Origin of the sequence: Clostridioides sp. GD02377 (assembly GCF_045899875.1) — a bacterium.
In the GTDB taxonomy this organism is placed as follows: Bacteria; Bacillota; Clostridia; order Peptostreptococcales; family Peptostreptococcaceae; genus Clostridioides; species Clostridioides difficile_A.
The window spans coordinates 78,406-103,359 of sequence record NZ_JBJODA010000011.1; the positions used below are offsets into that span (position 1 = coordinate 78,406).

The window sequence follows — 24,954 nt, forward strand, 5'->3', positions numbered from 1 at the left end:
TTACCCCCCAATCTTAGTATTGAAATTACTTGCTTCAAACAGCCTTTTTATTTCTTCTAATTTTTCTTCAGTTGGTCTTTGTAACTCTTCTCCCTCATACTTTTTATAAATTTTATCATACTTGTGTTTTCCAATATTATGATATGGAAGAAGACTTACAGCTTTTATATTCAAAGGCTTTAAAAATTCTATCATTTTTTTAACCTCTAAATTTTCATCATCTACATTTACCCCTACAATTAGTGGTATCCTTATATTTATGTTAGCTCCTAATTCACTCAAAAGTTTGACATTTTTTAATATCAAGTCATTTGATTTTCCTGTAAATTTTATGTGCTTTTCTTCATCAATAAGCTTAATATCATATAAAAATAAATCTGCACATTTTGCAACTCTTTCATAATTTTCTGACTTTGCGTAACCACAAGTATCAATTGCTACATGAATCCCCTTTGATTTGCACATATTTATTACTCCACAAATAAAATCCATGTCTTGAGCCATTACTTCTCCACCTGATAGAGTTACCCCTCCACCTGATTCTTCATAGAAAATTCTATCTTTTTCTATCTCTTTAACCAAGCTTTTTACAGAATACTCTTGACCGACAATCTCTCTTGCATTGTTTACACAATAGTCTAAGCAAGTTTCACAAAATTCACACTTATCTTGGTCTAAACATATTTTTGTTTCCCCTTTGAAAATTGCTTTATGAGGACATATGTTTATACATGCTTCACATCTTGAACATCTTTCTTCATTATACAAAACTTGTTTTGTATATGTTTGACTCTCTGGATTATGACACCAAACACATTCAAGTGGACATCCTTTAAAAAAAACTGTACTCCTTATTCCTGGTCCATCATGTATACTACATTTTTGTAAATTTATAACTAATGGATTCATAATTTTTCACCCCTAAATAATATCCATTCCATTTTTTCATTATTATGCAATTCATCTTCATATACTACATCTATGAAAAGCATTTCTACAATTACATAATACTATACTTGTTATTATTTTGTCTATATTTTTTTAGTGATATTAAAAAATTTTATTTTATTATGATATTTATATTGATTTTATAAATTAAATTTAAATATTTATTAAATTTATTTTTATAAGTAAATATAGCTATAACACATAAACAATATATTATTTTTGTTAATTTAGATATATCTGCTATAAAAATTAAATAAAAATAGAGACTACACTTTATCATGTAGTCTCTACCTTTATAGTCATATTTAGAAATTCACATTTATTGTTACTGCTTTTCCGCCTCTATTTACTGTAATTTTTGTACTAGCTCCTTTTGAGAAAGTATATAGTTTTTTATTTAGGTCATTCATACCTGTTATATTTGCATCTCCTACTTTAGTTATAATATCTCCTACTTTTACTCCAGCTTTTTCTGCTGACGAACCAGATATTACTTCTGCAACATAAACTCCTTTATCAGTACTTAATTTTGTACCTGTAGCTGCTTCATAGTTTGATACATCTGTACCTTTTATACCTAAAGTCACTTTTTCATATTTTCCAGTTTTTATTACTTCTTCAACTATGCTTTTAGCTGTATTAATTGGTATTGCAAATCCTAATCCTTCTGCTTGAGAAGCTTTCGCTGTGTTTATACCAATTACTTGACCTTTTTGATTTAATAATGGTCCTCCACTATTTCCTGCATTTATACTTGCATCAGTTTGTAATAAACCAGTCATATTAGTTTTTTCTGTTTGTATAGTTCTATCTAATCCACTTATTATACCTTGAGTAACTGTTTTTTGGAAATCTAATCCAAGTGGATTACCTATTGCTATTGATATATCTCCAACTTTTACTTTATCACTATCGGCAAATTCTGCTGGTGTTAATCCAGTTTTATCGACTTTAACTATAGCTAAATCAAGTTGCTGGTCAAACCATACGACTTTACCTGAAGTTGTTGAACCATCATTAAATAGTACATTTACACTTGTAGCCTGACCATCTGATATAACATGAGAATTTGTAAGTATATAACCATTTGAATCTACTATGATTCCAGTTCCTACACCTTGTGTTTCAGTTGGAATTGCAAACATATTATTAGTATCAACGCTAGTTGTCGTAATACCTACAACAGATGGTGTGGCTTTTTCTGCAACTGCTTGATAAATATTTTGACTCTTACCATCATCATTTACAACTATTGGCGTAGAGCTGCCTGTACTTTTACTTCCTAAATTATCTTTAACTAAAATTATTGTTAGCAAACTACTAAGTATTGAACTTATTATAGCGACTAATATTACTAAACTTATACCTTTCTTTCTTCTTGACATCTCATACCACTCCCTATCTAATATAATATAAATTATCAAAATATATTTTTCCCAATTTTTCATAAAAAAATGAAATCATCTATTTTGAGTAAACTCCTTTTCGATGATTTCATTATATTATTTTAATCTTAATTAAACCTTAACTATTTGAAATTATTTAAGTCTTTTTTCTAATTCTTCTTTTTCTTTTTCATAACCTGGTTTTCCTAGTAAAGCAAACATATTTTTCTTGTAAGCTTCTACTCCTGGTTGGTCAAATGGATTAACTCCCAATAAATATCCACTTATTCCACAAGCTTTTTCAAAGAAGTACACTAAATACCCAAAATTGTATTCATCTAATTGAGGTATATTTATTACTAAATTAGGTACTTTTCCATCTGTGTGAGCTAATAGAGTTCCTTCAAAAGCTTTATGATTGACAAAATCTACAGTCTTACCTGCTAGATAGTTTAGACCATCTAAATCTACTTCTTCTGAATTTATAGTTATATTTCTTTTACAGTTTTCAACATTAAGTACTGTCTCAAATAAAAGCCTTTTTCCATCTTGGATATATTGACCCATAGAATGTAAATCTGTTGAGAAATCTACAGAAGCAGGGAATAAACCTTTATTTTCTTTTCCTTCACTTTCTCCATAAAGCTGTTTCCACCACTCACTTACATAATGTAATTGAGGCTCATAGTTAACCAATAGCTCTACATCTTTTCCTTTTCTATGTAAAATTGTTCTAGCAACAGCATATCTATAACTATCATTACTTTTTAAATCAGGATTTTGAAATGCTTCTCTAGCATCATTTGCACCTTTCATCATAGCATCAATATCAAGTCCTGCAGCAGCGATAGGAAGTAATCCAACTGCTGTTAATACAGAAAAACGACCACCTACATCATCTGGTATTACAAAAGTCTCATACCCTTCTTCTGTAGCTAACTGTCTAAGTGCACCTTTACTTGAATCTGTTGTTGCATAAATTCTCTTTTTCGCTTCTTCTTTACCATACTTTTTCTCTAAATAGTCTTTAAATATTCTAAAAGCAAGAGCTGGTTCTGTAGTAGTTCCTGATTTAGATATTACATTTACAGAGATATCTTTACCTTCAATTACATCCAATAAATCCATAATGTATGTTGAGCTTATATTATGCCCTACGAAATATACTTCAGGAGCCTTTCTCTGCTCTTTTTTAAGTCCATTTCTAAAAGAATGGCTTACCATGTCTATAGCAGCTCTTGAACCTAAATAAGAGCCTCCTATACCTATCACCAAAAGAACATCTGAGTCAGATTTTATCTTTTCAGCTGATTTTTTTATTCTATCAAACTCTTCCTTATCATAATTTTCAGGAAGGTCTATCCAACCTAAAAAAGTATTTCCTAGACCTGTTTTATTATGTAACATGTCATGTGCAACATCTACATATGGTTGCATAACATCTATTTCGTTTTGACAAAAAAACTCCGTAGCTTTACTATAATCAAAATTTATTTTTCCCATTTAAATCCCTCTTTTCAGCATATTCGTTTTAAAGAGATTATAACACAAAATATAGGTGTTTTTTTTAAAAGTTTGCCACAAAATTGTACATATATCACCATTTGTTATCAGGAAATCGATTCTTCTAAATGCTATAACTATCTATAAATTATAAATTTTTAATCAAATAAAATTATGAAAAATCATTACTTGTCTGAATTTTTAGTAAATACTAAAATATATTCATTGTGAATAGTTATACACTCAAGATAACTACATTATAAATAACTAATTCAACAAAAAGAAACTCTAAACTTATCATTTAGAGTTTCTTTTTTTATTGATTTTCTATTTTAATTTTTATATTATTTTTAATCGTTTCCTAATCTCTTAGCTATAACTTGTTGTGCTATGTTGACAGCATGGTCAGATATTCTCTCTAGATTACTTATTACATCTAAATAAATAACTCCATTCTCTATACTACATAAATTATTATTCAATCTATACATATGATTAGCTCTACAAGATTTCTCCATTATATCAACTTGCTCTTCAATTTTTATAACCTTGCAAGCCAAATCTACATTATCAGTTCTCATTGATTCTAATGCATAAGTATATGCTGAAACAACTTTGTTGTACATAACATCAAGTTCAGATTGTCCTTCTTCGGAGAAAGAAATATTTGAATCTATTGCAACTTGTGATAATTCAGCTATATTTTTAGCATGGTCACCAATTCTTTCTATATCATTAACTGTGTTAAACAAGGTATCCACAACTTCTCTTGAATCATCATCTAAAGGTGCTTTTGAAAGTTTAAGTAAGTAATTCAAAATAGCTTTTTGTAAATCATTGATTAATCTCTCTCGTCTATATGTCTTGTCTATTTTTTCAGTTGAATGTTCTACTAAAGCTTCCATAGATGCATTTAAACTTTCCTTAGCCTTTTCACCCATACGAAGTGCTTCTTTTATCGTATTTGCAAGGGCTATAGAAGGAGTTTCTATCATTCTATCATCTATATATTTAATAGTCTTAGCTTCATCTTCATCTATATCGCCTTCTTTATCAGGAACAAGTTTTATTGCTAACTTTATGATAATCTTTGTAAATGGTAATAGTATTAAGACAGATATTATATTAAACAGTGTATGTGTGTTAGCTATTTGTCTTGCGACATTACTTGGGTCCCAACTTGTAACCAGGTTTACTACTGGTTTATTTAATAATATTAGGAATATCACCGTCCCTAAAACATTAAAGATTAGATGCATCATAGCTGCTCTTCGTGCGTTTTTATTGGCTCCAATACTCGATAACAGTGAAGTTACACAAGTACCAATATTTTGACCATAAAGAATTGGCAATGCTGCTGATAATGGCACTAGACCTTCTGCTGCCAATGCAACCAACATCCCCATAGACGCACTTGAACTTTGTATTATTGCTGTAATCCCAAATCCCAATAATAATCCAAGTAGTGGATATCTACCAAATGTAACTAGTAAGTCAGTAAATCCTTGATAGTCTCTTAGTGGCTCAACTGCCATTTTCATAAAATCCATACCTGTAAATAATATACCAAAACCTATAAGTATTTCAGCTATATTTTTTATTCTAGGCTTATTTCCAAATAAATAAAGTATGATACCTATTCCTAATGCTACTGGAGCCATACCAGTTAAATCAAAAGATACCAATTGAGCTGTAACAGTAGTACCTATATTGGCACCCATTATAACTCCTATTGCCTGTTTTAAGGTCATTATACCTGCATTTACGAAACCAACAACCATTACAGTAGTAGCACTTGAACTTTGTATTACTGCTGTAACTCCTGTACCTACTAGAACTCCCATAAATAGGTTACTAGTAAGTAATTTTATTATCTTTTTTAGCTTTGTCCCAGCAGATTTTTGTAGACCTTCTCCCATAAGGTTCATACCATATAAGAACAGACCTAATCCACCCATTAGACTTATTATAATGTTCAAATTATTTCCTCCTTGTAAAGAGATTAATGTTTCTAAAAATTTTATAACCTATTGTATTTTATCAAATTATAGGAGTAGTAATGTTAAATTTATGTTAAATATTAAAAAATCATTAAATTTATGTTAAATTTTTGTATTATTGCTGTATTTTTGTATTATTTTTTCTGCACATTTTATACCATCAACTGCTGCTGTAACTATCCCACCTGCATATCCAGCACCTTCTCCACATGGATATAGATTCTTAACACTTATTGACTCTAAAGTCTCCTCATCCCTTACTATTCTTATTGGAGATGAAGACCTAGTTTCTACTCCAGTTAAAACAGCATCATACATCGCAAATCCATTCAGTTTTTTATCAAGAGATATGAATGCTTCTCTCATAGTTTCTGTTACAAAGTCAGGTAGACATTCACTTAAGTTTGTAAGTGTATATCCAGGTCTATATGATGGCTCAACACTACCTAAATTTGTAGAAGTTTTATTATTGATAAAGTCTCCAACAAGTTGAACTGGTGCATTGTAATTTTTTCCACCTAATTCAAAAGCTAATTTTTCATATTCTTGTTGAAAATGTACACCTGCTAGAGGATTATCACTTTTAAAATCTTCTGGAGTTATATTTACTAAAAATGCACTGTTCGCATTTACTTTATCCCTAGCATGTTCACTCATACCATTAGTAACTATTTCAAAGTCATTGGATGCAGATGCTATTACACTACCACCTGGACACATACAAAAAGTATATGCTGTCCTTCCATTTGAAACATGCTCTATAAGTCTATAATCAGCTGCTCCTAGTCTAGGATGATTGTAAAACTCCTTATATTGTGCTTTATTTATTAAATCTTGTGGGTGCTCAACCCTAGCTCCTATTGCAAAAGGCTTTTGAATTATTTTTACACCTCTCGAATACAACATTTCATAAGTATCTCTTGCACTATGTCCAACAGCTAATATAACTGTATCTGTATCTATCTTTTCAGTATCATTTATTATTACAGATTGTATAGAATCATTTGATACGACTACATCTGTCACTTTTGAATTAAATCTAACCTGACCACCTAGATTTATTATTTCATTTCTTATATTTTTAACTACATTTTTTAATATATCTGTTCCTACATGTGGCTTATGTGAGTACAATATTTCATCTGGTGCCCCAAATTGAACTAGCTCTTCTAGTACTTTTCTACATCGTATATCTTTTATTCTAGTTGTAAGTTTGCCATCTGAAAAAGTTCCTGCTCCGCCTTCACCAAATTGAACATTTGAATTATTTTTAAACTTTCTAGTTGTCCAAAAATCACTTATATCTTTAGTTCTATTGTCTACATCAAGACCTCTTTCAAGTATGATTGGTTCATAACCCATTTGAGCCAAAATCAGACCTGCAAACAAGCCTGCTGGTCCACTGCCAATTACTAAAGGACTATTCTTTAATTTTTTATCACCTATGGTTACATTTACATATCTGATTTCCTTTATTTTCGTTACATCTTTTATTTTTGAACTGAGTATTTTATCTTCATCTTTAACTTCTACATCTACAGAATAAACAAACTCCATTTTTCCTTTTTTTCTAGCATCTATAGATTCTTTATATATACTATATTTAACTAAGCTTTTTTCTTTTATTCTTAGCTTCTTAAGTACAATATCTTTTAATAAAGATATATCTTTATCGATTCCAAGTTTTATATTAGATACTCTTAACATATTGTTTTCCTCTCTTAGATTGTAATATAAAAAAGCTAGGGTTATTCCTAGCTTTCTACAAATATAACTTCTATATTCTCTTTTACTAGATTTTCTACCCAAATCTCGTCTAACACAAAATTCTTTATTTTATTTACAACAATTGCTTTATCTAAATCTTTTTTCAAATTTTTTACTAAAACCATTGCTTCAACTGACTTATTCAATCTTTCAACATACAGAGAATTCACTTTAATTAATACAACCCTTAATTCACACACATATAAATCGTCACTACCTAAAGTGATTTCATCATCATATTTATACACACTAAATTCATATACATTTTCATAAGGTGTTATATTTTCTATTCCTACATAGTCCATTTATTTATCCTCTTTTAGTTATAAGACCTCTTATAACTTTCATGTTATTAAACACCTTCTCTAAGAAGTTTTCTGCTTCTTCATTATCTAAAAGATTTATTTCAAGATTCTCATTTTCTATAATATCTTTAGATTTACAGTATTCTTTTGCTATCTCTATTAGCTCATTTTTTTTATCCATAGACAAATCAAACTCTTTATAGTCTATTATTATATATTGTTTGGTATCAGGTGATACACCATTATTATATCCTATTTCTATATGATAAATAACTGCATATATTTCTTCTCCATTGTACACAGGTACTGCTGGATTAGATTTTATAAAGTTCGTTGACACAGCAATTGCATTTCCTAAACTAAGACTCATTATTAATACCTCTTTCTCAACATTATACATATATTATACTATATATTCTTTATCTATGACTTAAAGCTTTTTATAATTAATTAAGATATTTTTAAATCTTTGTATCTTTTTCCTAATGTACTAGAACTTATATCATATTTTTTTGATATTTGTACTTGAGTTATAGGTTGTCCTGCTTCTTTCTTAACATAATATTCAACAGCAGCTGCCCAACCATTTTCAGCTCCTTTTATATTTTCATGTTTTTTCTTATACTCATTCCAAAACTCTATACAGGCATCTATATTTTCTTCTTCTACATTTTCTTTAAGAGTATCTAAAACTTTGCACTCTATTTCAGCTAATTCATTTTCTGAATTAACTTTTGTGCCTTTCTTATCTCTTTCTCTCTTTAAGTATTCAGCTATACTTGGGTCTAAAAGCTGTTGTATATACTTGTATAGTATATGTGTATGATAAATTAAGAAAGTCTTCATATCCTTGTATAAGTCTTGATATTGATTAAATAAATTCATAACATCTTTTAATATTATGTCTTTTACTTCATTTGATATACTTATAGTTACATCTATCAGTATGTTAGTTCCTTCAATATCAACAATTCTAGCTATCATACAACTTCCGCTTTTAAAACTTCTTAGAAGTTTTACATCTTCTGTATAAAGTTCATTCCCACTTAGACAATCTTTTAAGACTATTCTTCCCACAGAAACTTCTTTTACTTCATAAATACTTACATATGATTCAAAGAGACTCTTTAATATCGATACTTCTGATTGACTTAGGTTTGCACCATTTTCTTCAAGAAAACCAACTGTCATTACCTTTTTATTTTCCATTATATGGTCTTGTATTAAATAAGTATTAAAAAATCTTTCAAATTTTTCATTTACACTATCATTTTGCATTATATAAAACATTTCTTTAGCTTTTTCACATTCGTCTTTGAATCTATCCTGTCTTGAATAATCATATAACTTTGAATATAAATCTGTATATTGTTTTTGTGAAAGTTCAGTTCTTCTGTATGCTCTTTCTGAAACAATATCTTTATTTAAACAACACTTCTTGTATTTTTTGCCACTTCCACAAGGGCATAGCTCATTTCTCCCTAACAATATGACTTCCACTCCCTTATTATTAAATTAAAGTACAATTTGTTATTATACCATTTTTTTATTAATCAATCTATAGTATAAATAAATATTCTCTTAAATTCACTTATATTTTGGTATAATATATTAACTTTAATTAGGATTTCGATAAAATCACTAACAATCCCTCTTGTAGAAATGGATTATCGTAAAACTAATTCCTCTATAAAATTTTATTAATTGATAATAGTTTTTTACTTTGTCTATTCTTTTTTGTTATATGACTCTAATTGTCATTTTACATTCAACAATATTGTCTTTTTCTTGTTTATATTCATTAGAAATATTTTGAATATCTAAATTACTCGTTTTTAATTTGCTAATTTCTATTTTTTCAAATTTATCATTTAAATTTAAATTCTTCATTAAACCTTCTATTTTCAATACATTCTCAAGTTCACCATTAACTTTTATTTCTAAATTAACTTGTTTTTTATTATTATTATCTAAACTATTTTCTTGGTTAATATATTCTATATTCACTACATCTTTCAATTTATTTTCTACTAATAACACCATATCTTTATTTGTTTTTTTATCTAAAAATGAATTATTAAAATTACTTTTCAATTCTTCATTTCCATTTAATTCAACATTTTCTATATATTTATCATCTTTATAACTATTATCCTTTATTTGATAATTATCTTGCTTATTTATTTTATTTATTAGATTTTGTTTTTCTTTCTTCAAACTGGTTAAGTTTTGTTCTAATGGACTTAATATTATATTAGTAGCTAATACAATAATTAATATTAACAATATTTTAAGTAAATTTTTTTCTCTATTATTTAACCTCAAAAATAATCACCCATCTAACTTTTTATTCTAAACTTATAGTTATCTCCATCTCTTACAATACTGTCTATATAATAACCTTTTATGTACTTTATTTTTCTTAGATTATTTAAAACATCTAAATCATTACATACACCTTCCATTTCTAGCTTATTTTTATCTATTGATATTTTAGTAATATTATTTATTCCTACAGTTTCATATATTTTTTTTACTTCATTAAATCTTATTTTAGGAAATTTCTCTCTAGTCTTTTCAGCAACTGGTATAGTCTGTTTTGGCTCATTTATTAAATTATTTTTACTTATATAACTTTTAAGTTCGTTTATAGATTTCACATATATAAACGATTTAAATAAAACACATGTTAAAATTAAGACTATTACTGCTTTATATACCTTATTATAAGGTTTAATTTCTTTTAATCCATTGAGAAAGTTTATAGTTTTACAAGATTTCATTTAAACAATCATTCCTATATTACTTATATAATTTATACTGCTATTTTCTAAATTTCTATCAAAATTATTTTCTATCTTTACTTTATCTTTTAATTTCAATGGACTTATTTCTATATACCTGTCTTTATCTTCAAAGTATTCTTCAATAAAATTATTTTCTATTCCATAGTAATAAACACACTTAAAACTACTTAATAGCTTCTTTACTGATTCATATGATTTTATTTCTTTTGATAGTAAATAAGTCTCTTCTATCTTTTTACCTCTTGTTATATTTATAATGAACTGATTTTTTTTACACTCTATAAAAACTCCTTCTTCTAAAAAATTCTCTATCAAGTCTAGGTTTATGAGTTTTTGTAATATATCAAAATTTATATTTATAGCTTTTGGGTTCAAGTTTAGATTTGTTGAAATGCTCTTAATTAATTGAATAATAATCTTTGGAAAAAGAATTACTTGTATATTTAATTTATCATGACTAGAATTTATAACTTTATATTTTATTGAATAGTCGTTTATATTTATTGGAATGTATTGTGTTATTTCAAATTCAATCATATTTAATATATCTCTTTTTTTATTAGTATCTAGAATTTCAATATTTCTAATTACTATATCTTGAGTTTGAATATTAAAGTATAAATTTTTATATGATATTTTTAATTTACCTATCTCCTCTTTTACAAATCTAACTACATCTTCTATATATCTAACCTTAATAACATCTTTGCTATCGTTTTTTATATTAAAATTTATTTCTTTTGTAATTGATTTATCTATAAAAATTTTTTTGTGATTTTTTCTTAAAAATACAATCCTTATATAATCATCATTTATCTCTAAATTTAAAATTTTTTTAATTATAACCATCTCCTTTAATTAAGCTATAAAAATGCATATATAAAAATACTACTTAGGATAAAATTGTTTAGAGTTTACATTTACACTTATATCTGCACCACTATCACTTATAACAAGTTCAAATTTGCCAGATGTACTTTGAGGAACTGGAACAGTATTCAAATACCCTTTTTCCTTTAGAGATTCTACGCTTAAAGATTGTGTTATGTTTTCATCATCATTAATAGCCATACTCGCTGCTGTTACTATGTTGGCAGCATTTGTATAATCTGCATTTAGTTTTGCACTCTCTTGAACCTTACTGTACTTAACTAATGCTATACTAGATATAACACCTAAAATTGTTACTACTACAATCATTTCAACAAGTGTAAATCCCTTTCGTTTTTTATTTATCAATTAAATATTCTCTCCTTTTAAAAATTTTATTAGATAAAATTTATTTTTTTCTTAAAAACTAGTAACTGCATCGAACATGGGAATAACCATAGATAAAATAAAAATTCCGATAATTAATCCCATAAATATAATTAAAATAGGTTCTATAAATTTCATTATTTGCTCTATTTTATTATTTAATTCACTTTCATAGAATTTATTTATTACATCTAAGCTTTTATCTAGTTTTCCACTTTCTTCTCCTGTATTTGTCATTGAAATAAATAATTTAGGAAAGATATTTGCTAAATTCAAAGACTTACCTATACTATTTCCCTTTTTTATATAGTTATTGGAAATATTTAATCTTTCACAAATAAATTCATTATCTACAACACTTGCTGACATTTCTATAGCTTCCACTATTTGTATTCCACTACTAATTAAAATAGATAAAGCTCTAGAAAATCTGGTTGTAACTACTAACTGATTAATTTTTCTTACAAAAGGCATTTTAAATTTCATAGAATTAATCAATTTTTTTATATTATCATTTGTTCTAAGAAAATAAACAGTTGCTATTAAAAATAATAAAAGACCAAGCATAAGATAACCTATGTTATTTGTAACTATTGTGGATATTCCTATTAAAACTCTTGTTATTAAAGGTGGTTCAATTCCATTACTTGCAAAAACCACCTGAAAATTAGGTATTACAAATATGAATATAAATATCATTGACATGATAGATAATGCTATGAGTATTATTGGATAGATTGAAATATTTATTATTTTCATTTTTAATTTGTATTCTTTATCATAATAATTAGATAAATCATTCATTATTATATCTAAGCTTCCACTAGTTTCCCCTGCTCTTATCATGCTTATAAAGAATTTAGAAAATGTACCTGTTACCTGAAATGAATCTGCTATTGAGTTACCTTTTTGGATGTGATTTGATACTATATTAAGCAAATTTTTTACTTTTTTACTAGACTGACCCTCAATGACTTCAAATATCTTTGTAATTTCACATCCAGATTCTAATAATATACCTATCTCTTTGCAAATTACTCTAACTTCTTTATCACTAATTCTATTTAATATTAAATAAAATTTCTCTAAATTATAAAATATACTTTTAGATAATCTCATGAACTATAATTCCTTCCAAATTATATTAATTGCAATTAAATAAACACAATATTTTTTAATTTAATACATTTAATTTTGTCTAACTTAAATATAACTTATGTTCAAACATTTTAATTAAAGTAAATTAAATGAAGTTAACTATATAGTTCAATTAAATCATTTCATTTACTACTAAACATTCTTCTAATGTTGTTATTTTTTCATTTATTAGTCTTTTACAACTATCTTCAAATGTTATCATTCCATTTTTTTGTGCCACTTCTTTAATACTACTAGAATCATCTATATTTCTTATACATGTTTTTATGTCATCATTTACTTCTAGTATTTCATAAATTGCTGTTCTTCCAAAATACCCTTTGTCATTACATCTTTCACAACCTACAGCTACTTTAGTATTTACATCTCCACTAAAATTGTCTTTTATCATAATCTCATGACTACAATGATTACAAACTTTTCTAACCAATTTTTGAGAGATAACACCTATAAGAGACGCATTTAAAAGATATGGTGGTATTTGCATTTCTAATAATCTAGCTATAGAAGACACTGCATCATTAGTGTGCAAAGTACTTATAACTAAATGACCTGTTATAGCTGCTCTTACTGCTATTTTAGCTGTTTCTGCATCTCTTATTTCTCCGACCATTATTATATCTGGGTCTTGTCTTAATATTGCTCTAAGACCCACCTCAAAACTTAATCCTATTTTTGAATTTACTTGTATCTGACTTATTCCATCCATCTTATACTCTACTGGATTTTCTATAGTCATTATATTTTTATTTATACCTTTTAAATCATTTAATAAGGAATATACTGTTGTAGTCTTTCCGCTGCCTGTAGGGCCTGTCACTAGTAATATTCCTGCTCTTTTACTTATTATATTACTTATAGACTTTATTGCTTCCTCTGAAAAGCCCAGTTCTAGCTTATCTTTTAAGAAAGTATCTCTATTAAGTATTCTTAAAACAATTTTTTCACCATATACAGTTGGTATTGATGAAACTCTAATATCAATTAGGTCACCTCCCAACTTTATATCTACTCTACCATCTTGTGGAAGTCTTTTTTCCGTTATATCCATTGAGGCCTTTAATTTCACTACAGTAGATAATGATGGATATATATCGATTAAAAACTTTGATACTTCTTTTAATTCTCCATCTACCCTCATTCTCACTATTAAATGCTTTTCAAATGGCTCTATATGTATATCACTTGCATTTTCTTTTATAGCTTTTTCTAAAAGATTTTCAAATAATTTTTTTGCATAATCTTCATCAAGTTCAAAGTTATTGTAATATTTATCAATCTTCTCACTTATAAGTTCTTTTTTCTCTTTTTTCAATATAATTTCTTTACCTGTAGCCAATCTCAAATCCTGTATGGCATATATATCTTCATCTTCTATTTCTACTACTAAATTATCATCTTGAAATTCTACTGGAAATACATTATATTTTTTTGCAAGCTTTTCTGGTATTAACATTGGTAAACTGCTTTCCTCTAATATAATCTTAATCACCCTTTATATACTTTAATTTATTAGGTATATTCATTTTTTTCATAGAGATATTTTCTTCAGTTTTTATACTTACTTTCATTGGATAAGTCGTTTGTATACTATCTAAATATTCACTACCTTTATCCACATAATCAGAGAGTTTATCCTTATCCCCAATGCATTTTATTTCATAAGGTTGCGCTACAGGAACTCCATTTATATTTATATGGCTTCCTGCAAGTACAACTTCTGAATACTGATTGATTCTTTGACCATTTATTTCTATGTATTTTGCTCCATTTACTTTTAGTTCATTTACAACTTTTACAAGTATTTTATTATAGTCTATACTATTTGCTATATTTCCTGTTTTTTCATCTATAGCATCTATACTTACTATTATTCCACTGCCCTTTACATCTGAATATGATAGATTTTCTCTAAGAGCTTCTATTTCTGAGATTTCTTTAGAATTTTTTTGATTACTTTTCATTGAATCAATTTCTTTATCTAATTTATCCTTTTCCTTTTTTAATTCCTTTATAGACTTTCCTGTCAATTTTATTTCTTTTCTTATTGACTTATCTTTACTTGTATAAACTGTTTCTTCATTACTATAATCTCTAAATATGGTTCCAACAAGTATACCTAAAATAGTACTCGCTAGTATTATAAACACATATGGTTTTTTCATACTGTATTGCTCCTTACAAATTTATTTTTATATGATAATTTTCTTTAATTAAACCTTGAGCCTTTATATATATTTATTATATCAAACTTATATATTAAAATTCATCTTTAGTATATAATATCATACATCAAAAAAAGCAAAATGGCATAGCTTCAAAGCTACACCAATTTACTAAAAGTTATATTTTATAATTATCATCTGATTTAAGATATATATTCTTATACATTTTTCTCATATTTTGAAATTCTATTAACTAGTTTATCTCTTAATTTTCCAACTTCATCAAATCTCATATTAGGGATATAGTAACTTTCTATAATATCATGTTTAGATTTCGCTCTCTTAAGATTTAATACAGCCCAACAAATTAAATCATCCAAAACTTTCTCATCAAATTTAATATCTTCTTCATATTTAAGTAATTTTTCTCTATTTAAAAATTGATTTAAATTAATGGTTTCCTCTTCTTTAAAAGTTGCGCTTGTAGTTATACCAATATCTAAGTCAGTCAATAGTACAGTCTCAACTTTTTCTGGTATAAGTGGATAATGATAAACTTCTACATTTAAACCTTTTTCAATAGCTTTCTTATACACTTTGTTTAATAATGTAGTTTTTCCAGTGCCTATTTCACCATCTAAATAATAAACCTTATTTACATCTTTTAATATGTTTTCTGTATAATCTAAACATCCTACAGGAGTTATAGCTGAACCAAATAAATGCTTCTCTCTTTTCAAATTTCCTGTGCTTTCAACTCCATCAAACAATTTTTTAATAAATTCTTCTGTAACTAGATTCACTTTACCATAATCCATACAATCAGAATATTTTTCCTCTATATCTCTAAAGATTGGTTCTGATGCTTTTAAAAATTTAAACGCTCTTTTAAATGCATTACTAATATCCTTATCGTATGCCGATATTTCTTGTCTATTTTTTTCCAACTCTTCTGTGTTCCAGTAATCACCTAAATTAATTATCTCGTCCAAAGCTCCTGGTAACTTTGGGTCCATAGTGTGTGGAGCAGTTGCATCCATAAGTACCACGCCTAATTCCTTTATAACTACACCGTCCAATGAACTTGGGTCAGAAGGACAGTTATATAATTCAATATCATATCCTCTACTTAAAAATTCTTTATAAATTTTTTTCATAAGTGAGGATTTTCCTACTCCAGGACCACCTTTTAAACAAAAAACCCTTTTTACATTTTCAGGAATTATATATTCAAAAAAAGAATATGAGCCTTGTGATGTGTTTCCACCTGGAAATGCCTTCTTTACCTTTCCTTCCATATTAGCGCCTCCTCATAATTTACAATATCTCTTAATTAAGATATTAATATTATACGAGTTTTGTTACAACTTTATGCTTTTGATAAATCTAAAACTTATCATTTAATACCAATAAAAAATTAATTTTATCTAATTATAGTAGATTCTATACTATGTGATTTAACTTTTATATGCTTTTATCTGGAAGTCTAATTTAACTCTTTATACAGTAATATAATAGTTGTATCTTATTCAAATCCAATTGTTTCCATTATGATTTTATGTTAAAATAATATTACAAAATACATCTGTTTTTCTTCAGAAACGGGTGAAATTCCCTATCGGCGGTAAAAGCCCGCGAGCCTTATGGCATAATTTGGTCAGATTCCAAAGCCGACAGTAAAATCTGGATGGTAGAAGAAAATAGTATATGAGTACCTTTATGTAATTTTACATGAGTAATCTATACAACTCCTTCAACTACCGTATTTATTCATGAAATTAAACACATTCGAGGTACCTAAGATGTAGGTGCTTTTTTTGTTGTTTATTTTATAACTATTCTGTACTTATAAAATCTATTATATAAAAGATTGGAGTGTTATCATGAAACAAAAATGGATAGTATTAATTATAATCTGTATTGGTGTATTTATGTCTACTCTTGATGGAAGTATACTAAACATTGCAAATCCTACAATTGCTACTGACTTTAAAATTAATATGTCACAGATTCAGTGGGTTGTAACAGCTTATATGCTTGTCGTGACAGCAACTATGTTATTTTTTGGAAAGCTCGGTGATAAAGTAGGTTCAAATCGTCTATACACATTAGGATTTTTTGTATTCACAATAGGTTCTTTTCTGTGTAGTGTATCACACAACTTATCTACATTAATTTCTTCAAGAATATTTCAAGCAGTTGGGGCAAGTATTTTAATGGCAACTGGACTTGGTATAGTTTCTAATGCATTTCCAGCAAATGAAAAAGGAAAGGCTATAGGAATCACTGGCGCTGTAGTTGGTATAGGAAATATGAGTGGTCCTGTAATTGGAGGTATACTTTTAGAACATTTTGGATGGCCTTCTATTTTTATTATCAATATACCTATTGGTATCATAGCAGTTTTTCTTGGAATTAAATTTCTTCCTAGACCTGCTTTAGATGAACAAAATAAGAGCTTTGATATTCCAGGTCTTCTGCTATTTGCAACTTGTACTACACTTATATTACTTGCGATGAATGGAAAAGGAAACACAAGATTGTATCTAGGTATAGCATCACTTATCATCTTCTTATTATTAGCATTAAGAGAAGTAAAATTTGAACAGAGCTTTATTGATTTACCTTTATTTAAAAATAGAAATTTCACTGTAGGCAATATTATTGGAATCGCTTGTTACTTCCCTCAAATGGCAGTATCTTTCCTACTTCCATTTTATTTAGAACAGTTAAAAAATCTATCTCCTATGATGGCTGGTTCTGTAATGACTGTCCATCCACTTATTATGGTACTTATAGCACCTATTGCAGGTTCTCTTTCTGATAAACATGGTGCAAAGAATATTCTAACAACATCTTTTTCATTTATGACTATTTCACTCGTTGGAATGGCACTTTTAAAAGCAGATTCACCATTATATCTTTTAATTGTATGTTTAGTTATTTTTGGACTAGGACTAGGTGCTTTTAGTTCACCAAACAATAGTAGCATTCTTGCAGATGTTCCTCCTCAGAAACAAGGATATGGAGGTAGCTTTCTTGCAACAGTTCGTAATTTATCATTTGCTCTTGGAACAGCATTTTTTAGTAGCTTCTTTGCACAAAGCCTTACATATAATCAAAATTTCAAAAGCCATACAGCAGCCTATGTTATAGCTAGTAATCAATCTTATTGGATTGCTGCAGCAGTATGCTTTATAGGACTTATACTAACTATTTTCTTTATGAGAAAAACAGAGAAATCTATTTCTTAGATAAAATTTATTTCTGATTTCATCAGTGACTAAGTTTTTAAATATACTAATTTATATCAAACCTTGCAGTTTTTTTAATTTATAACAATAAATTGCTAATATCTATTGTTTATAAACAACAAGGATGCCAAAAAATATCCATTAGAACTATTTTGAGGCATCCTATATTTTATTTTGATATTAATATAGTTATAACTAATCTACTGTTATCTCATATCCATGTTGATTATATTGATTTACAATTTCTTCCCATAGTTCTTCAACACCAGTCTTTTTTAATGAGGAAACAGGGATTACTTTTTCGCTACTTTCCATTTGCAATTTTTTTCTTATTATGCTTATATGTTTTTGATATTGTCCTCTAGATATTTTATCTGCCTTAGTTGCAATAATCACACAGTTATATCCGAAGTGTTTTATCCATTCATACATAAGCTTATCATCTGCTGTAGGCTCATGTCTAATATCTACAAGTAGAAATATAGAACATAATTCTTGTCTACTTTCTAGATATCTTTCCATTATGCCTCCCCATTTTTCTTTTTCAGACTTAGCTATCTTTGCATATCCATAACCTGGAAGGTCCACAAAATAAAATTCATTATTTATTAGATAAAAGTTTATAGTTCTAGTTTTTCCTGGTGTTTGACTAGTTCTAGCAAAGTTTCTTCTATTAAGCAATGTATTTATTATTGATGATTTCCCAACATTTGACCTACCAGCTAATGCTATCTCTGGAATACCTTCTGCTGGATACTGTGATTTATTCACAGCACTCATAGTTATCTCTGAACTTCTAATTTTCATTCTTCTCACCACTCTTTAACAAAGCTTGTTCTAATACTTCATCCATATGTTCTACAAGTACAAACTCCATTTTTTCTTTTACATTTTCTGGTATCTCATCTAAATCAGCTTCACATTCTTTAGGAATTAATACTTTTGTTATACCAGCTCTATGAGCTGCTAATAATTTTTCTTTAACTCCTCCTACAGCTAATACTCTACCTCTTAAAGTTATCTCTCCTGTCATAGCTATATTGCCTGGGACAGGTCTTTTAGTAAGTGCTGAAATTACTGCAAGAGCCATAGTTATACCAGCTGATGGTCCATCTTTTGGAACAGCACCTTCTGGAATGTGTATATGAATATCATTTGTCTTGTAAAAATCTGGGTCTATATCAAACTTGTCCACTATTGACCTTATATAAGATATACCTGTCTTAGCAGATTCCTTCATAACATCTCCTAGCTTCCCAGTCAATACAATTTCGCCTTTACCTTTAAGTACATTTACTTCTACTTCAAGTGTAACTCCACCAACTGCTGTCCATGCAAGACCATTTACTAATCCTATTTGAGGATTAACTTCTGCAAGTTGATACTTAAACATGTCTTTTCCAAGATATGTCTCTAAGTCAGACTTATTTACAATAACTTCTTCAAGAGTTGGGTCTTCAACATATTTTTTTGCAACTTTTCTACAAATTTTACCAATAGTTCTTTCTAGTGTTCTTACACCTGCTTCTCTTGTATAATGATTTATTATACTTCTTAAAGTCTCATCATCCATTTTTATGAAGTTTTCTTTTAAAGCATGCTCTTTAATTTGTTTTGGAAGTAAATATTTTTTTGCTATATTTAATTTTTCCTCTTCTATATATCCAGATACTTCTATTATTTCCATTCTATCTAATAATGGTCTTGGTATATTACCTAGACTGTTTGCTGTTGTAACAAATAGTATTTTTGATAAATCAAAAGGTATTTCTAAGTAGTGGTCTACAAAATCCTTATTTTGCTCTGGGTCTAATACTTCTAGCATTGCTGAAGCTGGGTCACCTTTATAATCTGCTGCCATTTTATCTATCTCATCAAATAAAAATACAGGATTTTTTGTTTGTGCTTCTTTTACTCCATTGATTATTCTTCCTGGAATTGAACCTACATAAGTTCTTCTATGACCTCTTATTTCTGCTTCATCTCTAACTCCACCTAAAGATATTCTTACAAACTTTCTATTCAACGCTCTAGCTATTGATTTTACTATAGATGTCTTTCCTGTTCCTGGAGGACCAACTAGACATATTATAGGACCTTTAAGTGATTTAGCAAGTGTTCTTATAGCTAAGTATTCTAGTATTCTTTCTTTTACTTTCTCTAATCCATAATGGTCTTCATCTAGTATAGCATTTGCCTTATTTATATCCAGCTTATCTTTTGTTTCCTTATTCCATGGCAATGAAAATATAGTATCCAAGTAGTTTCTACTTACAGATACATCTGGAGACATTGAAGATATCTTTGAAAATTTATCTATTTCTTTTTCTATTTTTTCCTTAGTTGTCTTAGGTGCTTTTATTTTTTTAAGCTTTTCTCTGTATTCATCAGCTTCAGAATTTATATCTTCTTCTTCACCTAATTCTTTTTGTATTGCTTTTAGTTGTTCTCTAAGGTAATATTCTTTTTGAACTTTATTCATCTGTTTTTTAACTCTTAAAGTTATCTTCTTCTCTATTTTTAGTATATCTATCTCTTCTAATAATATAGAATAAATAAGCTCAAGTCTTTTCTTAATATCAAATTCTTCTAATATTTCTTGTTTTTGGCTTGACTTTAGATATATATTGGCAGCTATCGTATCTATAAATCTATCAACATCTTCTATATCAGCCAAAGATATTAATATTTCTGGTGATACTCTGTTTCCGATATTTATATACTCTTCAAAGGCATCAAATACATTTCTTACAAATGCTTCAATTTCAACTTCTGTCTCACTATCTAAATTGTCACTATCAAAGACTATTTCTTCTATTACTGCTTTGAAATACCCTTCTTCTTGTTCTATTTGTTTTACCCTACCTCTTGATACACCTTCAACCAAAACACGAACTGTATCTCCTGGTAATTTTATCATTTGTTTAACTTTACAAATTGTCCCTACATGATAAAAATCGTCTTCTCCTGGCTCATCAACTTCAGCTTCTTTTTGAGATGTTAAAAATATAAGTTCTTCCTCCATCATAGCTTGGTCTAAAGCTTTAAGAGATATCTCTCTTCCTATATCAAAATTTAATATCATATATGGAAATATTGCTAATCCTCTTAGAGGAATTAGTGGTAATTCATGATCTATTTTAGTATAATTTTGTTCCATCAACATTACTCCTTTTCTAGTCTAATTATTTTGATTTTAATATTATATATTCGAACAAGTTAATTTTCAACATTAATGATAAATTCTTAGCATATTATATTACTATTTTATTATGATATAATATTAATGTTAGTATACTTAGATGTTATTTATCTTTTGGAGGTTTCTATTATGTTGAAATTGTTTTTAACTTTTTTAAAAATCGGTGCGTTTACGTTTGGTGGTGGATACGCTATGGTTCCTCTTATACAAGATGAACTTGTAAACAAACAAAAGCTTTTAGAGCAGGAAGAATTTATTGATTTTCTATCCATAGCTCAAAGTTACCCTGGAGTACTGGCAGTTAATATATCTGTATTATTAGGATATAAACTTTATGGTATACCAGGAGTTCTTATATGTACCTTAGGCTCTGCTTTACCATCATTTTGTATAGTATTAGTCTTATCATATCTATATTTTAAAAATTCATCATCTAAAATTTTAGATGGATTTTTTAAAGGAGTTGCCCCTGTCGTAATAGCTCTTATATTGTATTCTTTTACGAGCATGTTTAAGAAACTGCCAAAGTCTAGAACTAACATACTACTATTAATTATAGCAGTTTTATCTGTTGGTGTATTCAATATAAGCCCTATTTATTTAATAATTGGAGGAGGTGTATATAGTCTATGTCAGAAATAACACTACTCTTTTTAATATTCCTTAAAATAGGAGCCTTTAGTTTTGGTGGTGGATATGCCATGCTGCCATTTATTCAACAAGAATTTATATCTAAATACCACCTAATAACTAATCAAGAATTCTTGGATTTACTTGCTATATCACAATCTACACCAGGCCCTGTAGCAATAAATAGTGCTACATTTGTAGGGTTTAAGACTGCAGGTTTTTTTGGTTCTCTGTCTGCAACTATTGGTGTAACGATTTTTGCATTAGTAGGTCTAACTATTATATCAAAGTTATTTTCTAAGTTCAAAAATAATAAAAAAGTAGAAAACTTATTGATGGTTCTTAGACCAATTACTTTAGGATTCATATTATCGGCAGCTTTTTCATCTGCCAAAGAAGTTAATTGGGACTTATATGGAATAATTGCATTTATAGTATCCTTTTACCTTTTATATAAAGGAAAAATTGGTTCTATTGCAATTGTATTCGTCTTTGGTGTTCTAGGTATATTACTCTCATTTTTATAATGTAATATCTAGTTTTATATTAAGCATATTAACATAAAAAAAGGAGCCTTTAAAGCTCCTTTTCATCATCTTATGCACTTTCCTCTTGATCCTTAAGTACTATGATAGGATTTACTGAGTCTTCGTTCACAGATTTCTCTGTTACTATAACCTTCTTTATATTATCTCTAGATGGTACCTCAAACATAGTCTCCATCATTACGCTTTCAACTATACTTCTAAGCCCTCTAGCTCCTGTATTTCTTTCTATAGCTTTTTTAGCTATTGCACGAAGAGCACCTTCTTCAAATTCTAGTTCAACATCATCCAACTCCAATAGTTTTTTATACTGTTTTACTAGAGCATTTTTAGGTTCCTGTAATATCTGCATCAATGCATCTTCATCCAGTAATTCTAAAGTAGCTAAAACTGGTATTCTTCCTATAAATTCAGGTATTATACCATATTTTAATAAATCCTCTGGAAGTACTTTTTCATATAGCTTTCCTAAATCTAATTCTTTCTTACTTTCTATCTTAGCTCCAAAACCTAGTGTTTTATCTCCACCACGTTTTTGGATTATTTTTTCTAATCCATCAAAAGCTCCACCTAGTATAAACAATACATTAGTAGTATCTATCTTTAGGAATTCTTGATGAGGATGTTTTCTTCCTCCTTGTGGTGGAACATTTGCAACAGTACCCTCTAATATTTTTAGAAGGGCTTGTTGAACACCTTCACCACTTACATCTCTAGTTATAGATGGATTTTCAGATTTTCTTGCAATTTTGTCTATCTCATCTATATATATTATACCTCTTTCAGCTTTTTCTATATCAAAATCAGCAGCTTGAATAAGTTTTAGAAGTATGTTTTCAACGTCTTCTCCAACATATCCAGCTTCAGTTAATGATGTAGCATCAGCCATTGCAAAAGGTACATTAAGAGTTCTTGCTAGAGTTTGAGCAAGTAATGTCTTTCCAGAACCAGTAGGTCCTAGTAAAAGTATATTACTCTTTTGAATTTCTATATCCTTGTTACTAGATTTTTTACTGTATATTCTCTTGTAATGATTATAAACTGCAACTGATAAAGCTTTTTTAGCTTTTTCTTGACCTATTACATAATCATTTAGAATCTCCATCATTTCCTTTGGCTTTGGTAATGATGTAGTATCTTCATCTATAGTATCTTCTATTTCTTCTTGAATAATTTCGTCACAAAGTTCAACACACTCGTCACAAATATATACATTTGGACCTGCAATTAATCTTCTTACTTGATCTTGATTTTTACCGCAGAATGAACACTTTAATTGTCGTTTTTCTTCATATTTAGACATATTAACACCTCTCTCTATCTACGGTCTCTTTGTAAATACTTCATCTATTAAACCATATTCTTTGGCTTCTATTGCACTCATGAAGTTATCACGTTCAGTATCCATTTTTATTTTCTCTAATGGCTGACCAGTTCTTTCAGATAATATCTCATTTAGAGTTTCTTTTATTTTTAAAATTCTTTTTGCATGAATTTCTATATCTGTCGCTTGACCTTGAGCTCCACCTAATGGTTGATGTATCATTATCTCACTATTTGGTAGTGCTAGTCTTTTTCCTTTTGCTCCTGCTGCCAACAAGAATGCTCCCATAGAAGCAGCCATACCTATACATATAGTGCTTACATCTGGTTTGATGTATTGCATAGTATCATATATAGCCATTCCAGAAGTTATACTTCCTCCTGGAGAATTTATATATAAATGTATATCTTTGTCTGGGTCTTCAGCTTCTAAAAATAATAGCTGTGCTACTATAAGCCCTGCTGTGGCATCGTTAACTTGATCTCCTAAGAAGATTATTCTGTCTTTTAATAGTCTAGAAAAAATATCATAAGATCTTTCTCCTCTTCCTGTTTGTTCAACAACTACAGGTACTAATGCCATGGTTTCATACCCCCTTTATTCTATATAATTTACAGTAGCTTTTTTTAAGCTACTGTAAATTATTATACGCATTTAACTAAATTATATTTGCACATCATTATATACTAAACATTCTATAACGT

At 28.3% G+C, this 24,954-nt stretch carries 23 protein-coding genes and 1 riboswitch; of the genes, 3 read left to right on the forward strand and 20 right to left on the reverse strand.

Going from position 1 to position 24,954, the window contains the following annotated elements:
• From Q3304_RS11385 to Q3304_RS11460, 16 genes are all read right to left on the reverse strand, one after another.
• A complete protein-coding gene (locus tag Q3304_RS11385) occupies positions 1 to 909 on the reverse strand; it encodes a trans-4-hydroxy-L-proline dehydratase activase (protein ID WP_054277647.1) in 909 nt (302 codons plus the stop codon).
• Between the two features lie 344 nt (positions 910 to 1,253).
• Positions 1,254 to 2,333: a S1C family serine protease gene (locus Q3304_RS11390; protein ID WP_054271724.1), complete on the reverse strand. Its 1,080-nt coding sequence runs from the start codon at positions 2,331 to 2,333 to the stop codon at positions 1,254 to 1,256.
• Between the two features lie 153 nt (positions 2,334 to 2,486).
• Positions 2,487 to 3,836 carry a glucose-6-phosphate isomerase gene (locus tag Q3304_RS11395; RefSeq protein ID WP_407814653.1) on the reverse strand — a complete coding sequence of 450 codons (1,350 nt, stop codon included), beginning with the start codon at positions 3,834 to 3,836 and terminating at the stop codon, positions 2,487 to 2,489.
• A gap of 350 nt (positions 3,837 to 4,186) precedes the next feature.
• Positions 4,187 to 5,815, reverse strand: a complete 1,629-nt coding sequence (locus tag Q3304_RS11400; protein ID WP_054277650.1) for a Na/Pi cotransporter family protein — start codon at positions 5,813 to 5,815, stop codon at positions 4,187 to 4,189.
• Between the two features lie 123 nt (positions 5,816 to 5,938).
• Positions 5,939 to 7,543 (reverse strand): NAD(P)/FAD-dependent oxidoreductase, encoded by a 1,605-nt coding sequence (locus tag Q3304_RS11405; protein ID WP_407814654.1) that lies wholly within the window; start codon positions 7,541 to 7,543, stop codon positions 5,939 to 5,941.
• Between the two features lie 47 nt (positions 7,544 to 7,590).
• A complete protein-coding gene (locus tag Q3304_RS11410) occupies positions 7,591 to 7,908 on the reverse strand; it encodes a hypothetical protein (RefSeq protein WP_407814655.1) in 318 nt (105 codons plus the stop codon).
• 4 nt (positions 7,909 to 7,912) lie between these two features.
• Positions 7,913 to 8,278: a hypothetical protein gene (locus tag Q3304_RS11415; protein ID WP_054271729.1), complete on the reverse strand. Its 366-nt coding sequence runs from the start codon at positions 8,276 to 8,278 to the stop codon at positions 7,913 to 7,915.
• A gap of 80 nt (positions 8,279 to 8,358) precedes the next feature.
• Complete coding sequence (locus Q3304_RS11420) at positions 8,359 to 9,396, reverse strand: SEC-C metal-binding domain-containing protein (protein ID WP_407814656.1); 1,038 nt, start codon at positions 9,394 to 9,396, stop codon at positions 8,359 to 8,361.
• Between the two features lie 252 nt (positions 9,397 to 9,648).
• Complete coding sequence (locus Q3304_RS11425) at positions 9,649 to 10,233, reverse strand: hypothetical protein (RefSeq protein WP_054277653.1); 585 nt, start codon at positions 10,231 to 10,233, stop codon at positions 9,649 to 9,651.
• Positions 10,234 to 10,247: 14 nt separating this feature from the next.
• On the reverse strand, positions 10,248 to 10,691 hold the full coding sequence (locus Q3304_RS11430) for a hypothetical protein (protein WP_407814657.1): 444 nt from the start codon (positions 10,689 to 10,691) through the stop codon (positions 10,248 to 10,250).
• Positions 10,692 to 11,564 carry a pilus assembly protein PilM gene (locus Q3304_RS11435; RefSeq protein WP_407814658.1) on the reverse strand — a complete coding sequence of 291 codons (873 nt, stop codon included), beginning with the start codon at positions 11,562 to 11,564 and terminating at the stop codon, positions 10,692 to 10,694.
• 39 nt (positions 11,565 to 11,603) lie between these two features.
• Positions 11,604 to 11,954: a type II secretion system protein gene (locus tag Q3304_RS11440; RefSeq protein WP_054271734.1), complete on the reverse strand. Its 351-nt coding sequence runs from the start codon at positions 11,952 to 11,954 to the stop codon at positions 11,604 to 11,606.
• Positions 11,955 to 12,005: 51 nt separating this feature from the next.
• Positions 12,006 to 13,091 (reverse strand): type II secretion system F family protein, encoded by a 1,086-nt coding sequence (locus tag Q3304_RS11445; protein ID WP_407814659.1) that lies wholly within the window; start codon positions 13,089 to 13,091, stop codon positions 12,006 to 12,008.
• Between the two features lie 151 nt (positions 13,092 to 13,242).
• Positions 13,243 to 14,622 (reverse strand): GspE/PulE family protein, encoded by a 1,380-nt coding sequence (locus Q3304_RS11450; protein ID WP_161803387.1) that lies wholly within the window; start codon positions 14,620 to 14,622, stop codon positions 13,243 to 13,245.
• Complete coding sequence (locus Q3304_RS11455) at positions 14,615 to 15,295, reverse strand: DUF881 domain-containing protein (RefSeq protein ID WP_054277657.1); 681 nt, start codon at positions 15,293 to 15,295, stop codon at positions 14,615 to 14,617. Before Q3304_RS11455 ends, Q3304_RS11450 begins: the two co-directional genes overlap by 8 nt.
• Before the next feature lie 218 nt (positions 15,296 to 15,513).
• The gene (locus tag Q3304_RS11460; protein ID WP_407814660.1) at positions 15,514 to 16,593 is read right to left on the reverse strand and encodes an ATP-binding protein; all 1,080 of its coding nucleotides are present in this window, start codon (positions 16,591 to 16,593) and stop codon (positions 15,514 to 15,516) included.
• A gap of 289 nt (positions 16,594 to 16,882) precedes the next feature.
• Positions 16,883 to 16,998, forward strand: a riboswitch (FMN riboswitch).
• A 180-nt stretch (positions 16,999 to 17,178) separates the two neighbouring features.
• Between Q3304_RS11460 and Q3304_RS11465 the strand changes: the two genes are divergently transcribed.
• A complete protein-coding gene (locus Q3304_RS11465; RefSeq protein ID WP_407814661.1) occupies positions 17,179 to 18,549 on the forward strand; it encodes an MFS transporter in 1,371 nt (456 codons plus the stop codon).
• A 195-nt stretch (positions 18,550 to 18,744) separates the two neighbouring features.
• On the opposite strand, the gene yihA is transcribed toward Q3304_RS11465, so the two are convergent.
• Both yihA and lon read right to left on the reverse strand, forming a co-directional pair.
• Entirely contained in the window at positions 18,745 to 19,356 is a 612-nt protein-coding gene (gene yihA / locus Q3304_RS11470) for a ribosome biogenesis GTP-binding protein YihA/YsxC (RefSeq protein ID WP_054271740.1), read from the reverse strand.
• Complete coding sequence (lon, locus tag Q3304_RS11475; protein WP_054277659.1) at positions 19,346 to 21,709, reverse strand: endopeptidase La; 2,364 nt, start codon at positions 21,707 to 21,709, stop codon at positions 19,346 to 19,348. The genes yihA and lon overlap by 11 nt, the downstream gene beginning before the upstream one ends.
• Before the next feature lie 171 nt (positions 21,710 to 21,880).
• Here lon and Q3304_RS11480 point away from each other — a divergent pair, with 171 nt between their 5' ends.
• Both Q3304_RS11480 and Q3304_RS11485 read left to right on the forward strand, forming a co-directional pair.
• Positions 21,881 to 22,393 carry a chromate transporter gene (locus tag Q3304_RS11480; RefSeq protein WP_021386213.1) on the forward strand — a complete coding sequence of 171 codons (513 nt, stop codon included), beginning with the start codon at positions 21,881 to 21,883 and terminating at the stop codon, positions 22,391 to 22,393.
• Complete coding sequence (locus tag Q3304_RS11485; protein ID WP_054271742.1) at positions 22,381 to 22,908, forward strand: chromate transporter; 528 nt, start codon at positions 22,381 to 22,383, stop codon at positions 22,906 to 22,908. The genes Q3304_RS11480 and Q3304_RS11485 overlap by 13 nt, the downstream gene beginning before the upstream one ends.
• A 70-nt stretch (positions 22,909 to 22,978) precedes the next feature.
• Here Q3304_RS11485 and clpX read toward each other — a convergent pair whose 3' ends face one another.
• Together clpX and clpP are read right to left on the reverse strand one after the other, a co-directional pair.
• Positions 22,979 to 24,229, reverse strand: a complete 1,251-nt coding sequence (gene clpX, locus Q3304_RS11490) for an ATP-dependent Clp protease ATP-binding subunit ClpX (protein WP_054271743.1) — start codon at positions 24,227 to 24,229, stop codon at positions 22,979 to 22,981.
• An 18-nt stretch (positions 24,230 to 24,247) separates the two neighbouring features.
• Positions 24,248 to 24,832, reverse strand: a complete 585-nt coding sequence (gene clpP, locus Q3304_RS11495; protein ID WP_021386274.1) for an ATP-dependent Clp endopeptidase proteolytic subunit ClpP — start codon at positions 24,830 to 24,832, stop codon at positions 24,248 to 24,250.
• Positions 24,833 to 24,954: the final 122 nt, after the last annotated feature.